This window comes from Amphritea sp. HPY, from assembly GCF_050870985.1.
In the GTDB taxonomy this organism is placed as follows: Bacteria; Pseudomonadota; Gammaproteobacteria; order Pseudomonadales; family Balneatricaceae; genus Amphritea.
The window spans coordinates 804,423-817,657 of sequence record NZ_CP194015.1; the positions used below are offsets into that span (position 1 = coordinate 804,423).

Sequence of the window (13,235 nt, forward strand, 5' to 3'; positions counted from 1 at the left end):
AGAAAATATGGCAGCAAGATTTTTTCCGGCGGAGGAGTTCAGGTTGAATAATAGAAAAGAAACAGAAGTACGGCTGATGGTGCTGCTTGGTATTATTCGACAGCTGATGGCCAGCCGTGAGGCTAAGCTATTTGCAGATCTGTCATTGAATCCATCTCAGTTCGGGGTGCTGAACCATTTCACCCATGACCCGCAACGCAGCTGGACAGTGACCGAGCTGGCTGAGGTGATGGAGATGAACCAGCCTGGCATTACCAAGATTGTTACGGTGCTTCTGGCAAAGGGCCTGTTGTTGTCACAATCTGATGCGGATGATAAACGTCGCCGTTATCTGAATATTTCTCCTCAGGGGCTTAGGATGTGCAGTGATATTTTTGATGCACTGGGGCCGGATATATCCTATCTGTTCGATGGTTGGGAAAATGCAGAACTATCAAAGATGCAGCAGCAGTTGGATAAACTGATGCGCTGGCTTGATGAACACCGCGATGACATTAAGAAGTGTTGAAGAGAGAGCACACAAAGCCTCGTATACGGGGTCAGATAAGTAATGAATATAGAAATTTCCAAACAGATACAGCTGAGTTCTCTGGTATTAAGCGATGCCCGCCAGATGCTAAAGCTGATTGAAAATAACCGGCAGACTCTCGGACATTACCTGCCGTGGGTTGCCGCTGTGACGGATATTCCGTCAGCTGAAAAGTTTATCGATGAGCGGGTCAATAATGCTTTGCCTGGTGCGCAATGGTTTAAGGTAATTGTTAACGGTGAGCTGTGCGGTATGTTTGGTATCAAGTCATTTGATTCTGAAACCGCAACGGCTGAGGTTGGTTATATGCTGGCTGAAGGGATGCAGGGAAAAGGTGTTATCAGCAATATTATTATCGGGATGTCCGGCTACATAAAGGATAAGATCGGCGCAGTGATAATGGAGTTTCGCTGCCTGGCTCCTAATCAGGCGAGTATTAACGTTGCACTGCGGGCCGGGGCCGTTCTGACTCAGGAGATTCCAGATTTCATCGAACAGCAAGGTGAGAGTCAAAGCCTGAATGTTTATCAGGTTCGCTTGTAAAGGTTCGGCGGGCAGGCAGAAAATATTTTAATTATTGATCAGATGAGTATGGACAGAACAGAATCGCTAAGTCAGATAATCAGCTTTGGCCCGCACCGGGAAGAGGCTTTTGATCGTCTGTTTGACCACTCGACGGGTTCAGAGTTTGAGCTTGTAATTGCGTCTCAGGAGCTGCTACTTGGTGTCCTGCAGAAATATATAGCGGGTACTATTTCAACGGATGATCTTGAGGAGTGGGCGATGTTTGTTGAGTGTCGTGATGATATTGATCACTCGGCGATTGAAGACTACGTCTATGCGTTGGCGAATCCGGACCTGATGGGGGATATCGACATGGAAACAATTACGAGAATGGCAGAACTGTTAAATGAAGCATAATAAAGCCATGCTTCGTGTATCGAACAGGGCTGTACCGAAAATAGCGACAGGGCAGATCGATTTTATGCTTATAGATTCAGCGCCCCAGTGGTTTCAGGGTAATGATCAGCTGAGGTAACAGCAGCAGCGCGCCCATCAGTGCCGAGAACATGGCGAGACCAATTAACAGGCCGAAGTAGACGGTGGGAGTGAAATTGGACAGGGTCAGAATAGAGAATCCGGCGATGATGATCACTGAGGTGTAGAACATCGCTTTACCTATGCTGTTGTGGCAACGGTACATGGTCGCCCGGTAATTCCGGTCTTTAGGGAACTCTTCACGGAAGCGGTGAATATAGTGGATAGTGTCATCCACTCCGATGCCTATGGTAATAGCCGCAATGGTTATGGTCATCATATCCAGCGGTATCCCACATAGCCCCATGCCTCCGAGAACCACCGCTGCTGCCAGCAGGTTCGGTGTGATAGCGATCAGCGCCAGATAGAGGGAACGGAACAGCAGGGTGAACATCAACGTTATGGCAAGGAATACGACACCGAGGGTGGTGATCTGTGAACTGAACAGGCTCTGTAGCATATTGTTATAGAGCACCAGCATGCCGGTGAGTTTGATCTGCTCAGGCTGGTATCCCATATCATTTGTCAGGAAGGTTTCGATACGCCGGAGCAGTTCTTGTCGTTTCAGGTTATAACTGGTTTCCATTACCCGTGCGGATATTCGCACTTCATTACCCTGTTGCGAAAGATAGGGGGTAATCAGGAGATTTTTGACATCCTCTGGCAGATTTTTTCGTACCAGCGCCAACTGGAAGTCGTCTATATCCCTGCCTGCAACATCCTTTAATACCTGATACAACGAGGTAAGGGATAAAACCTTACCGGTCTCATCCAGGCCTTCCAGAAATCGATGAACTTGCTCCAGCTCATCCAGCCCGGCACGGCTGAACCAATAGCTGGTTTGCTGATTGTCGGTCTTTCTTGTGTCGGGTGACTGTGAAGGGGCATCGGTAAAGGGGTCTGCTGCCATTTCTTCAAACTGTGAGTCATCAAACTCTACGTCATCAAATTCAGAGTCACTAAACGGATCATCTGCTGCTTCGTTATCAGATAGCTGTTGCGAGTCATACTCCTGTGATGAATCGCTCAGGGCTGCTTCCGGTGCGGTAAGGATAATTTCAAGGGGAATCGTGCCGCCGAGCTTCCGGTCAATCACCAGCATGCCCTGGTAGATTTCGGTGCTTTCATGAAAGTAATCGATAAATCTGTTTTCCACCTTCAATTGGCTGATGCCTAAAATACTGAAGATCAGCAGAAGTCCGCTTACAACAAGGATTGTTTTACCGTAGCGGTCGGTAATGCAGGCAAAATAATGGGTCAGGGGCCTGGTTTTGTTGCGGATCTTGCTATCGCCTTTTGAGATAAGCAGGAGGCTTGCCGGTAGCAGTGTAAATGCCATTAACAGTGCAATAGCCACGCCGATCGACATCATCCAGCCGAAATCGATGACCGGGCGGATACCGCTGAATACAAGAGAGGCAAAAGCCACAATCGTTGTAATGGCCGTGAAGAAACAGGGTTTGGCCATAAAGGCCAGAGTGTTGAGCACCAGGTTACGTTGCGAGGTTTCTGGCGTTTCATGGTGATATTCCCGGTAACGTACGACCAGGTGGATCGAAATAGCCAGCGTAATAATCAGTAGCAGGGCCGTAAAATTTGAGGAGATCACCGTTAGCTGCCACTCCACCCAGGCGATATAGCCCAGCATACCGACAGTCGTTGCCAGGCAGGTTATCAGTGGCAGAACAACCCAGCGCACACGACGGAAGATCACTGCCATCATAATAATGATAAACAGGATGATGCTGGTGGCGAAGATAACCAGATCGCTTTCGATAAATGCGATCATATCGGCGGCGATCATCGGTACGCCGCCGAGAAATATGGTGGCGTGGTCACGGTGCTGATCGAGCTTTTTGCGAACGCTGAGCACTAACTCACGCTCTCGCTCGTTAGCCGTAACTGAGTATGCCCTGAACAGACCTTCGGCTTTCTTCAGCGCTTTGCGTTCTTGCTGGGTCAGCATATGTCGCAGTTGTTTTGAGCGCAGGTCATCACGAGCCCTTAGCAACTCGAAAAAATATTCGTCCCGCTTTAGATTGACCAACAGGGCAGTGGTGTCAGCTGTTGGGCTGGTTAGCAGGTTTTTATAGAGGGGGCTGTCACGGAATTCCTGGCGCGCCAAAGCGCGGTCCAGTTCGGGTTGGTTGAGATAGTGCACGCCTCTGGTGATACTGCTTAATTTCACTGGAGGACTGTAGAGCAGGGGGACATCCAGAATACTTGTGACTGATGAGACCTGAGGCAGGGTTTCGAGATCGTCTCTCAGGCTGGCAATGCGTTGCAGCACCCTCTCGGAATAGAGTTCCTCATCAGGTGCGTAGGCGATAACCAGATTGTTTTCAAACTGATAGCGCTTGCTTACTTCGCGATACTGCTGCAGCGCTTTATCTCCCTCCAGCACCAGCGAGTCGGCCGATGTGTCCAGTGTCAGTCTGGGGATGTTGATAATTAATAGCAGCAGGAATAGGAAAAGTAGCGCCAGAACCAGTTGCGGGTAACGGAAAAGTTTTGAAAAAAAACGCAGCAGGTCAACCTTCATCACCAATCTCTATGTAATCTGTTAAGACTCAGATCGTGGGTTTATGGCGGCGATAACTGAGTCGATATCTTCTGACTCAAGGGTTCGCTTAATCGCGCTGTTAAGGGTTTTGGTGACAACGACACCATCAATTGAAAGATCAAACACGCGCCAGCTATTCTCATTGGGACGCACTGCCAGATCGATTGTATGTCCTTTATCATCGGTGTGAATATATATCCTGATTACTGAGTATTTAGCTTTTACAGTACTGTTTCGGATATCGATCGGCCGGCCGTTATAGGCTGAAAGGGCAAAACGGTAGGTTCGCCTGAGGGAATCGAATACGGCTTTATACGCTTGCTCGGTTTTGTTCTGCGCGACGATCTCTTTCCAGCGGGGGCGGAAAATACGCCGGCTCATAAATTCTTTATCAACATTGGGAATGATGTGTTGATCGATTATGGCATCGATATATTTCTCATCTTCCAGCAGGTTCTTCTGCCTTCCTTCCTGCAAAGCTGCCTCAAGCTCTGTAGTTATGCCGCTAATATAAGCCCTGGCATCCTCTGCTGCGAATGACTGAAGCGGAAAGTAGAATATCAGGCTGAAGAGCATACAACTGAGGCTAGCGGTTATATTGCGCATGAAGTCTGTTCCTTAGGCATTCTGTAGGTTACTCAATTGCGTTTTCCTGTTTCATCTATTCAGACTAGACCGGATATCGCGTAAAGGAATTGTATTTTCAGAATTATCAACTAAGAAGCTGGGTTTATAGCCTGTCTGCTCCAGGTATTTAATCGATACAGCGAGTGTCAGCTGTTTCTCCTATGATTAATTTAAGCTTATGGTTTTACTGAATGTGAGCGATCACTCATGGTCTTAAGATTGAGACTGAACAGAGATCTCTCATGGACAGCGGCAAGAGACGGCAGCTATGAAATCTCACTATCAAACCCTTCGATCCGACGGGGTGCCGGTCAAGGCCTGGGTCAACGGCGTATACTTTGAGGAACAAGCGCGTCAGCAGGTGCTGAATACCGCCCGGTTACCCATCATCTACAAATGGATCGCAGTGATGCCCGATGTGCACCTGGGTATGGGGGCCACCATTGGCAGCGTTATCCCGACCCTGAAAGCGATCATCCCCAGTGCCGTAGGCGTAGACCTGGGGTGTGGGCTAATAGCAACAAGGCTCAATCTTCATGCCGGACAACTTCCTGACAACCTGAAGGGTATCAGATCAGCGATCGAGCAGGCCGTTCCTGTTGGCAGGACCCATCACGGGGATCGACGACGTGATCAGGGTGCCTGGCACGACCTGCCCCCGATAGTGGTAAGCGAATGGCGAAAACTGGAATCTAGGTTTGAAGTGATTACTTCGAAACATCCAGCGATCGCCCGGTCCAACAACATTACTCATCTCGGTACCCTGGGGACCGGAAATCATTTTATTGAATTATGTATCGACCAGCACGATCAGGTCTGGATCATGCTGCACAGCGGTTCGCGAGGCGTGGGCAATAGGATCGGTACCTATTTCATAAATCTGGCCCGTAATGATATGGGAAGGCATATCAGTAATCTTCCGGACAGGGATCTGGCCTATCTCAAAGAGGGATCGCAGCATTTCGATGACTATGTGGAAGCGGTTCAGTGGGCGCAGCATTATGCCCTGGTCAATCGTCAGATAATGGCTAACAGAGTGCTGGAAGCAATACGATCCAGTTTGCCGATAGCCGTTGAGTCGACTGAGTTTGCAGTTAATTGCCACCATAATTATGTGCAACGAGAGCTTCATTATGGCAACCAGGTGTGGCTGACCCGTAAAGGAGCCATCAACGCTGAAAGAGGCAAGCTGGGGATTATCCCCGGCTCGATGGGGGCGAACTCCTATATCGTACGGGGACTGGGTAATCCTGAGAGCTTCCACAGTTGCAGTCATGGAGCAGGGCGTATGTTGTCCAGAACCAAGGCAAAGAAAATGTTTACAGTGGAAGACCAGATCAGGGATACAGCAGGCGTGGAGTGTCGTAAGGACAAAGCGGTACTGGACGAACATCCCAAGGCGTATAAGCCGATAGAGAAAGTCATGGAGGCACAGAAAGACTTAGTGGAAGTCGTGCATACACTGAAGCAGGTTGTATGCGTGAAAGGTTAATTTGTGTCACTTGTCAGTTTGATTAGCCGTAGGAGACGTGTTGGTATCTCGCTTTTACTTATATCGATCATACAGGGACGGGTAATAGCTACCCGGCCCTGTAAAAAGGGTTATGGCTACATGCTCAGAGCGGCATCAATAACCCAGCAATAGCTTAGGCAGGAATAGTGACAGTTCCGGCACAAAGGTGACCAGGAATACCATCGGCAGGTGACCAAAGCAGAGGAACTGCAGTGTGGGTTTGATATACCTGTCCAGTGACAGCTTACCGACCCCGCCGGCCATATAGAGCATCGGCGCACAGGGCGGCGATACGTTACCCAGGCCTAAGTTAACACCTACTACGGCAGCAAAGTGGATCGGATCGATACCCAACTGGTTAATGATTGGCAGGAAGATAATTGCCGCCAGCACACTGCCGGAGATATCGTCCACAATCATGCCGATCAGCAGCAACAGGATATTGATCAGGAATAACAGCAGATACTTGTTATCCGAGATCTGCAGCAATGCTTCCGCCAGATCACGGGGCACTTGTTCCAGAATCATGGCGCGGCTCATAATAAACAGGAAGAACAGCACCGCCATAATGGAACCGGTCATGGTCACCGCACGCACGGTAACTGAACCCAGATTACTCAGAGACATACCCTTATAGATAAACAGGCCCACCGGAATTGCATAGATAACTGCAATGGCTGCAGCTTCGGTCGGTGTCGCAATACCGCTATAGATGGCGCCAAGGATGATCAGTGGCATCAATAGGGCGAAGGCCGCGTTGTAACCAGTCTTTGCTACGCCTTTAGCGGCTTCTTTGAACGGCAGTGGCGGGTCGACTTTAATATTTGGATTATTACGCAGGAACCAGATATTCAAACCGCAATAAAGGAAGGTCAGCAGGATACCCGGAATAATGGTCGACAGGAACGCCGCACCCACCGACAAACCTCCGGTAATCGAAAATACGATCATCGGGATGCTGGGGGGGATCAGCAGTGCCAGTACCGAAGAACAGGCGACCAGCGCGGTGGCATGGCCTTCCGGATAGCCTTCGCGAATCATTCGCGGAATCATAATCTGACCAACGGCTGCAATCGCTGCAGAGGAGCTGCCGGAAATTGCACCAAACAGCGCGCAGGTAAGCACAGTTACAGCTCCCAGGCCGCCTTTGATTCGCCCTACCAGAGAGTTAACAAAGTTAAGAAGTCGTTCTGAGATACCACCTTCAGCCATCAGCAGGCCGGCAAAAATAAACAGTGGCAGGGCCAGCAGGGCAAAGCCACTGGCGGTTTTAAAGCCGTGTGGGATAAGGAACGAGATGTTGTTACCGGTGGTGTAGGCAAAGAGTACCGCACCGATACCGAAGGCAAAGGCCACCGGAATCTCGATCAGAATCAGGATAACGACAATAAGCATCGAAACTAAAAACAGAGTCATCGTTCAATCCTCCTGAGTATTAGATTTGCGGGACATTTTGCGTAAATCGCGGAATTCATTGATTGTTTCGAGCAGGAAGTAGCCCACCATCATGGCAAATCCAACAATCATGCTGGCGCTCCAGAGTCCACGGGGCCAGCGCAGGTTGACGCTTAAGCGGCCGCGATCAATCTCTTTCAGCGCGTATTTGCAGGCGAAATAGCCAAATATGCAGGCGGCAATCATGCAGGTAATGGAACCGGCAAAGCGGATAATGCTCACCTTATAGGGATCTTTTACCACCAGGCTGACGATACCGCCGTGGATATGTTCACGTTCCCGGGTGGCATAACCCATACCGAGGAAATAGATCCATACCGCCAGCAGGATTGATACTTCTTCAATTCCAGTGAAAGGCGATTCCAGTACATAGCGCATAATTACTTGCGCGAACATCAGGAAAGCCAGGCCGAGACCTGCCAGCAGCATCATGCTGCGGAAGATCCAGTTCAGCAGGCGCTCGAAGCGAATCAGGTAACCATCAACCTTGTTATTTGGCAGATCGGGTATGGAGTGCAGATGAGGTGGAATCGGGTGTTGGCTCAGATCGGGATCGTAATCGTAAATCTTGGTTTTACCGATCGGTTGCACCCCGGCAGTTGGTTTTTCGTAATGCATAGTATTGATCCTTTATTTTGCAGAGTAGGGCACCCCAACAGAGGTGCCCCGTCATTCAGCAATTAGTGGGGATCAGTTGATGCCAGCGATGTCGCGCATCATGGTCATGATCTCAGTACCAACGATCTCTTCCATGAATGGCCATTCGTTTTTGTAGAGAATTGTCTTAGCCTTGGCCAGCTGTTCCGGGTTCAGTTCAACCACTTTGATACCCGCTTCACGAACCTGGTTCAGGAAGCCTTCGTCAATTGCCTGCGCCTCGTCCCAGACCTTGTTCAGAGTTACGTCAGCAGCAGCTAGCAGCTTCTCACGCTCATCCGCCGGCAGGTCTTCCAACCAGGACTTGTTTACGACCCAGAACGCGTGCTCAAAGTAATCACGGGTCAGGATGTAAGCGGACAGCACGTCACGCATCTGCCAGATCTCTACCGATGGGCCAAACGCACGGCCATCAACGGTGCCCAGTTGCAGGCCGGTGTACAGCTCTGAAAATGGCATTGGTACGGCGGTGAAGCCCCAGTTATTGAAACGCTCAATGCCGATTGGCACTGGTGGTACGCGCATCTGGATACCTTTGGTATCTTCCGGGAAGTTGGTCGGTACACGATCTACCCCTTTACGGATCGCAACAGAACCGAAGCCGGTTGGGATCGTGCCCAGAACAACCAGATCCAGGTCACCCAGAATCTCATTGTAGACGTTGGTCATTTTGCCATTCGGACCATAAACCTTGCGGGCATCATCCCAGTTATCTACGACGTAACCCAACCACGACAGGTCCAGACGCGGATCGAACTCGGAAGCAGCGAAGGTCATACTCATCGGTATAACGCCGTCCATGCTCTGTTCGAAGATAGATGCCCAGTCACCCAGGTCACCGCCCGGATGGTAGTCTATCTGCATTTCAGAGCCCTGCTTCGCCAGCTGATCGGTAAAGGTAGTGGATGTCAGGTGAAAGATATGGTCTGTAGGATATGCGTGGGCCAGCATAAATTCGTCGCCTGCCTGAGCGGACTGCATAACGGGTACTGTCAGTGCCGCAGTAACGGCACAGGTTGAGATAAGGGATTTCAGAGATTTTTTAAATGTCATAGCGACCTCTAATATTTTTTTTATGGTCTTTCGTGAGCACTGCCATCGACCACTTTTTCAAAAATTGTTTGTCGAAAGTGACCTGTCGGGATGGCGTGCTTAGAATTCTGCGCTATGAGTTTTGTGCGATAAATTTGAAATAAATTGAATTCAGTAAAGGGATTGGTTAACTAAGTTCAAGTTTCAATACCTACATAAGGGTATGAGAGGGATTGAATAGGAGACCTGTCTTTCCTTAAAGAGACAGGTCTCCGGATCTGATTGTGAAGGCTTTTTCCTACGACGGGCAGCAGTACTTTTTATAACGCTCTAGCCGCTGATCAATCGCTCAAGATAGGTTTCCAGGACCTGATTGGGCCGTGCCTCTTTTCGAGTGATTGCAGAGAACTGGGTATCGTACTGGTACTGGTCGGGGCTGATCGCCCGCATCCGGCCCGCGGCGACCCATTGTTGGGCGAGGTGGTCGGGCAGGTAACCGATGTATTGTCCGGTCATGATCAGGAACGCAACGCCTTCGCGGTCGGTGGCAGTGGCCGTACCGTTAAGTTGTTGTAGCTGCGCTTTAATCACCGCGGTCTGGGCATAAGAGGGCACTACGGCATCCCATTCCTGTAGTTCGATCTGGTCATCTGGGCGGTTAAACAGTGGGTGGCTATCGGAACAGTAGAGTTGCGAATGTTCAAGATACAGGGAGTGATAGTTAAGCCCGGACAGCGCCCTGATGGTCGGTACAATGCCGATATGCAGGCGGTTATCGAGCACGCCAAGCTCCACTTCGTTAGGCGGTATCATACGGATATTGATGATGACTTCAGGGCCTAACTGTTTTAACTGCGCCAGGGCGTTGGTTATCTTCATCTCAGGCAAGGTAACCAGGTTATCGGTGATACCGATATTCAGTTCGCCCTTAAGTTGCGTGTGCAGGGTGTTAACCTGGGTCCTGAAGTCTTCGATTGAGGAGAGCAGCTGGAGGGTGTAGTTATATATTTCCTGGCCCTCTTCAGTCAGCGAAAAGCCCGAACGGCCCCGTTGGCAGAGCCGGAAACCGAGTCGGCTTTCCAGATCCGACATGGCAATACTGATCGCGGCGCGGCTGATATTCAGCTCCACTTCGGCCGCGGAGAAACCGCCGCACTCAACCACTACTTTGTAGATTCGAAGCATCCGCAGATCGACATCGCTGAGCTGTCCTTTTAACTCTTTCTTCTTCACGGCGGGGCCTTACTTTATGAGGTTACAGGTTCAACAGAGATTACATATTTTTTGCTGGTTTAAAAATACTTAAGTGATTAGCTTAAGTTAAGTAAATATTTAACTTACAGTCGAATTATTTCTACTGAACCGTCTGATTTTCTGCCTGGGCCTGGCAATATGCTGCGCAGGCTTTATTCAGGTGCAGCGGATTACCCCGATACCGGACTACGTTCTTGTAGGTATATCTTCTGATGCTGCCAGGATGGTTAGATTAGTTATAATTGTGACTCACTTATGATCAGGTTGTAGTGATGCGTGTATCTCCCTATGCGGAACTCAAAGAGCAATTCTCAACAGATTTCTGCCATGGCTTATCTATGTTTGGTGCTTTGTGTGATGAGAGCCTGGAATTCCTGCTGCAAGAGGGCCGCCTCTGTTGTTGCGATAGCGGGGACCGGTTGTTCAGTCTCGGTGACTTTTCAGAAAAGTTTTACATCATTCTCAGTGGCACAGTCCGCTTCTACCAGTCTAAAGAAGAAGGTGGGGAGCTGGTGCCATTGAGAGAATACAAAGTGGGTGAGCAGATCGGCTTTGTCGGTATGATCGGGCTGCACCAGCGCAGGGGCAGTGCGGTTATGGAGCAACCGGGCTATGTGCTGGAAGTATCCGCGGAGCTGTTTCACCGCTTGTGCGACAGGTTTCCAGAGGCCTTCAAGATATTCTTTATTAATATCGCCAGAGAGATGAGCCGGGAGATCAGCCATCTGGATCAGATGTATGTTGAAAAGCCGTAACTCCCCCGAGCTTGATTGATTATCACACCAGTAACAGCAAAGAGGCCTCAGGCCTCTTTTTGCTGCATATAGCGCTCTACTGTATCGACCACCGCCTGGGTTTGGCTATCCACCTCCAGATTGATCTTAGTGCCAACACTGGCGGCGCCGAAAGTGGTGACGGTGAGGGTTTCGGGGATCAGGTAGACATTAAAACGGTTATTCTCGACTTCACCGATAGTGAGGCTGCAGCCGTTCAGGGCGACAAAGCCTTTCGGTAAAATATATTTCATCAGCTCCGGTTCGGCTTCAAACCAGATGATCCGGTTGTCTTGCGGTTGTTCGATCTGGCAGATCGTGGCCTGGGTATGAACGTGCCCTGATAGCAGGTGACCGCCGATCTCATCGCCGAAGCGGGCGGCGCGTTCGAAGTTCACTTTGCTACCGGCTTGCAGCGTTCCCAGATTAGTAACCCGCAGGGTCTCCATGATCAGGTCAAACTGAACCCGGTTGCCATCGAAAGCGGTAATAGTCAGGCAGGTGCCATTGACTGCGATACTGGCGCCAGTCTGCAGATTATCAGTATGGTTATCAGGTAGCTCCAGAGTAAGCTGCATGAACTGATTCTTTAATTCAGCCGTAATAACGGTGGCGATGCCCTGAACAATACCGGTAAACATTAAACTTCTCTCGTAGCAGATGAGTTGGACTATGTTTATAGGGGTTGGCACTGATTAATGCAATGCTTTGGAGAACAGGGAATGAAAATTCTGCTTACGGGTGCGACAGGATTCATTGGCAAACATCTGGTTCCGAGATTGATGGAATATACCCATGAACCGGTACTTCTGGTTCGTTCTGCGGATAAAGCCCGCAGATTGTTTGGCGATCAAGTCAGGGTTGTAACCGATCTGGAGCAGCTCGATAATCATGAACAGATCAACGGCATTATCAATCTTGCCGGCGAAGGAATAGTCGACCAGCGCTGGAGCGAACAACGTAAACAGGTGTTGCTGGACAGTCGCCTGGATACAACCCGGCAACTGATACAGTTTATTAAGCGCCTGGAACATAAGCCTGAGGTGTTGATCAGTGGCTCCGCCGTAGGTTATTACGGAAGTCAGGAGGGGGATCAGGTTCTGGCTGAAGATAGCGTCGTCGTTGATGGCTACCCCCATCAGTTGTGTCAGCAGTGGGAGCAGTTAGCTGAAGAGGCGCAGGCGTTCGGCCTCAGGGTATGTATTGTTCGCACCGGTATAGTGCTCGGCCATGGTGGTGCATTGGCTAAGATGTTGCCGGCTTTCCGTTTGGGGCTGGGTGGCCGGATCGACGGTGGACAGCAGTGGATGTCATGGATTCACGTTGAAGATGAAGTCGAAGTGATATGTATGATGTTGACCCACACTCTGTTTACCGGAGCTTATAACCTGACTGCGCCAGAGGCAGTGACTAATGCCGAGTTCAGTCGTGAGCTGGCCTCTGTGTTGCATCGTCCTGCCTGGTTCACCGTGCCGGGTTTTGTTCTTGATCTGATGTTGGGTGAGGGGAGTGAACTGTTGCTTAAGGGGCAACGAGTATATCCGGAAAAACTGATGCAGGCAGGCTACAAATTTGCTTTTCCGGATCTTAGAACAGCACTGAATCAGGTGTTACTTAGTTGAGTTTATATTGTATTCTGAGCGGCACTTCCAAGCTATAAGTTCGCCTTCCCTGATCTCAGAACCGCATTGAATCAGGTATTGCTTAGTTAAGTTCATAGCGCTGACTGAGCGGCACTTCCAGGATATAAGTTTGCTTTTCCGGATCTCAGGACCGCGCTGAATCAGGTGTTGC

13 protein-coding genes are annotated in these 13,235 nt (G+C 49.8%); 6 read left to right on the forward strand and 7 right to left on the reverse strand.

Annotated features, from left to right (window positions below):
- Positions 1-43 precede the first annotated feature (43 nt).
- Genes ACQUQM_RS03260 through ACQUQM_RS03270 form a run of 3 tightly spaced genes read left to right on the forward strand, consistent with a single transcriptional unit; the run spans position 44 to position 1,450 of the window.
- On the forward strand, positions 44-508 hold the full coding sequence (locus ACQUQM_RS03260; RefSeq protein WP_432473052.1) for a MarR family winged helix-turn-helix transcriptional regulator: 465 nt from the start codon (positions 44-46) through the stop codon (positions 506-508).
- Positions 509-550: 42 nt separating this feature from the next.
- On the forward strand, positions 551-1,072 hold the full coding sequence (locus ACQUQM_RS03265) for a GNAT family N-acetyltransferase (RefSeq protein WP_432473053.1): 522 nt from the start codon (positions 551-553) through the stop codon (positions 1,070-1,072).
- Between the two features lie 48 nt (positions 1,073-1,120).
- Positions 1,121-1,450 carry a hypothetical protein gene (locus ACQUQM_RS03270; protein ID WP_432473054.1) on the forward strand — a complete coding sequence of 110 codons (330 nt, stop codon included), beginning with the start codon at positions 1,121-1,123 and terminating at the stop codon, positions 1,448-1,450.
- 76 nt (positions 1,451-1,526) lie between these two features.
- Here the strand turns inward: ACQUQM_RS03270 and ACQUQM_RS03275 are convergent, their stop codons facing one another.
- Together ACQUQM_RS03275 and ACQUQM_RS03280 are read right to left on the reverse strand one after the other, a co-directional pair.
- Positions 1,527-4,109 carry an efflux RND transporter permease subunit gene (locus tag ACQUQM_RS03275; RefSeq protein WP_432473055.1) on the reverse strand — a complete coding sequence of 861 codons (2,583 nt, stop codon included), beginning with the start codon at positions 4,107-4,109 and terminating at the stop codon, positions 1,527-1,529.
- 21 nt (positions 4,110-4,130) lie between these two features.
- Entirely contained in the window at positions 4,131-4,736 is a 606-nt protein-coding gene (locus tag ACQUQM_RS03280) for an ABC transporter substrate-binding protein (RefSeq protein ID WP_432473056.1), read from the reverse strand.
- Between the two features lie 289 nt (positions 4,737-5,025).
- On the opposite strand from ACQUQM_RS03280, the gene ACQUQM_RS03285 reads away from it, so the two are divergent.
- Positions 5,026-6,249, forward strand: coding sequence for an RtcB family protein (locus ACQUQM_RS03285; RefSeq protein ID WP_432473057.1), 1,224 nt, complete (start codon positions 5,026-5,028; stop codon positions 6,247-6,249).
- A 135-nt stretch (positions 6,250-6,384) separates the two neighbouring features.
- Here ACQUQM_RS03285 and ACQUQM_RS03290 read toward each other — a convergent pair whose 3' ends face one another.
- The 4 genes from ACQUQM_RS03290 to ACQUQM_RS03305 form a co-directional block, all read right to left on the reverse strand.
- The gene (locus ACQUQM_RS03290; protein ID WP_432473058.1) at positions 6,385-7,686 is read right to left on the reverse strand and encodes a TRAP transporter large permease; all 1,302 of its coding nucleotides are present in this window, start codon (positions 7,684-7,686) and stop codon (positions 6,385-6,387) included.
- Between the two features lie 3 nt (positions 7,687-7,689).
- Positions 7,690-8,343: a TRAP transporter small permease gene (locus tag ACQUQM_RS03295; protein ID WP_432473059.1), complete on the reverse strand. Its 654-nt coding sequence runs from the start codon at positions 8,341-8,343 to the stop codon at positions 7,690-7,692.
- Positions 8,344-8,415: 72 nt separating this feature from the next.
- A complete protein-coding gene (dctP, locus tag ACQUQM_RS03300; RefSeq protein WP_432473060.1) occupies positions 8,416-9,435 on the reverse strand; it encodes a TRAP transporter substrate-binding protein DctP in 1,020 nt (339 codons plus the stop codon).
- Positions 9,436-9,744: 309 nt separating this feature from the next.
- A complete protein-coding gene (locus ACQUQM_RS03305) occupies positions 9,745-10,599 on the reverse strand; it encodes a LysR family transcriptional regulator (RefSeq protein ID WP_432474790.1) in 855 nt (284 codons plus the stop codon).
- Positions 10,600-10,940: 341 nt separating this feature from the next.
- Here ACQUQM_RS03305 and ACQUQM_RS03310 point away from each other — a divergent pair, with 341 nt between their 5' ends.
- The gene (locus ACQUQM_RS03310; protein WP_432473061.1) at positions 10,941-11,423 is read left to right on the forward strand and encodes a Crp/Fnr family transcriptional regulator; all 483 of its coding nucleotides are present in this window, start codon (positions 10,941-10,943) and stop codon (positions 11,421-11,423) included.
- Positions 11,424-11,470: 47 nt separating this feature from the next.
- Here ACQUQM_RS03310 and ACQUQM_RS03315 read toward each other — a convergent pair whose 3' ends face one another.
- Positions 11,471-12,082 (reverse strand): riboflavin synthase subunit alpha, encoded by a 612-nt coding sequence (locus ACQUQM_RS03315; protein WP_432473062.1) that lies wholly within the window; start codon positions 12,080-12,082, stop codon positions 11,471-11,473.
- Between the two features lie 81 nt (positions 12,083-12,163).
- On the opposite strand from ACQUQM_RS03315, the gene ACQUQM_RS03320 reads away from it, so the two are divergent.
- Positions 12,164-13,063, forward strand: a complete 900-nt coding sequence (locus ACQUQM_RS03320) for a TIGR01777 family oxidoreductase (RefSeq protein WP_432473063.1) — start codon at positions 12,164-12,166, stop codon at positions 13,061-13,063.
- Positions 13,064-13,235 lie beyond the last annotated feature (172 nt).

Excerpts from the sequence above, each read along its gene's own strand:
- ACQUQM_RS03265 (WP_432473053.1), top strand. The coding sequence starts at position 551 with ATGAATATAGAAATTTCCAAACAGATACAGCTGAGTTCTCTGGTATTA.
- ACQUQM_RS03270 (WP_432473054.1), top strand. The coding sequence starts at position 1,121 with ATGGACAGAACAGAATCGCTAAGTCAGATAATCAGCTTTGGCCCGCAC.
- ACQUQM_RS03275 (WP_432473055.1), bottom strand. The coding sequence starts at position 4,109 with ATGAAGGTTGACCTGCTGCGTTTTTTTTCAAAACTTTTCCGTTACCCG.
- ACQUQM_RS03280 (WP_432473056.1), bottom strand. The coding sequence starts at position 4,736 with ATGCGCAATATAACCGCTAGCCTCAGTTGTATGCTCTTCAGCCTGATA.
- ACQUQM_RS03285 (WP_432473057.1), top strand. The coding sequence starts at position 5,026 with ATGAAATCTCACTATCAAACCCTTCGATCCGACGGGGTGCCGGTCAAG.
- ACQUQM_RS03290 (WP_432473058.1), bottom strand. The coding sequence starts at position 7,686 with ATGACTCTGTTTTTAGTTTCGATGCTTATTGTCGTTATCCTGATTCTG.
- ACQUQM_RS03295 (WP_432473059.1), bottom strand. The coding sequence starts at position 8,343 with ATGCATTACGAAAAACCAACTGCCGGGGTGCAACCGATCGGTAAAACC.
- dctP (WP_432473060.1), bottom strand. The coding sequence starts at position 9,435 with ATGACATTTAAAAAATCTCTGAAATCCCTTATCTCAACCTGTGCCGTT.
- ACQUQM_RS03305 (WP_432474790.1), bottom strand. The coding sequence starts at position 10,599 with ATGCTTCGAATCTACAAAGTAGTGGTTGAGTGCGGCGGTTTCTCCGCG.
- ACQUQM_RS03310 (WP_432473061.1), top strand. The coding sequence starts at position 10,941 with ATGCGTGTATCTCCCTATGCGGAACTCAAAGAGCAATTCTCAACAGAT.
- ACQUQM_RS03315 (WP_432473062.1), bottom strand. The coding sequence starts at position 12,082 with ATGTTTACCGGTATTGTTCAGGGCATCGCCACCGTTATTACGGCTGAA.
- ACQUQM_RS03320 (WP_432473063.1), top strand. The coding sequence starts at position 12,164 with ATGAAAATTCTGCTTACGGGTGCGACAGGATTCATTGGCAAACATCTG.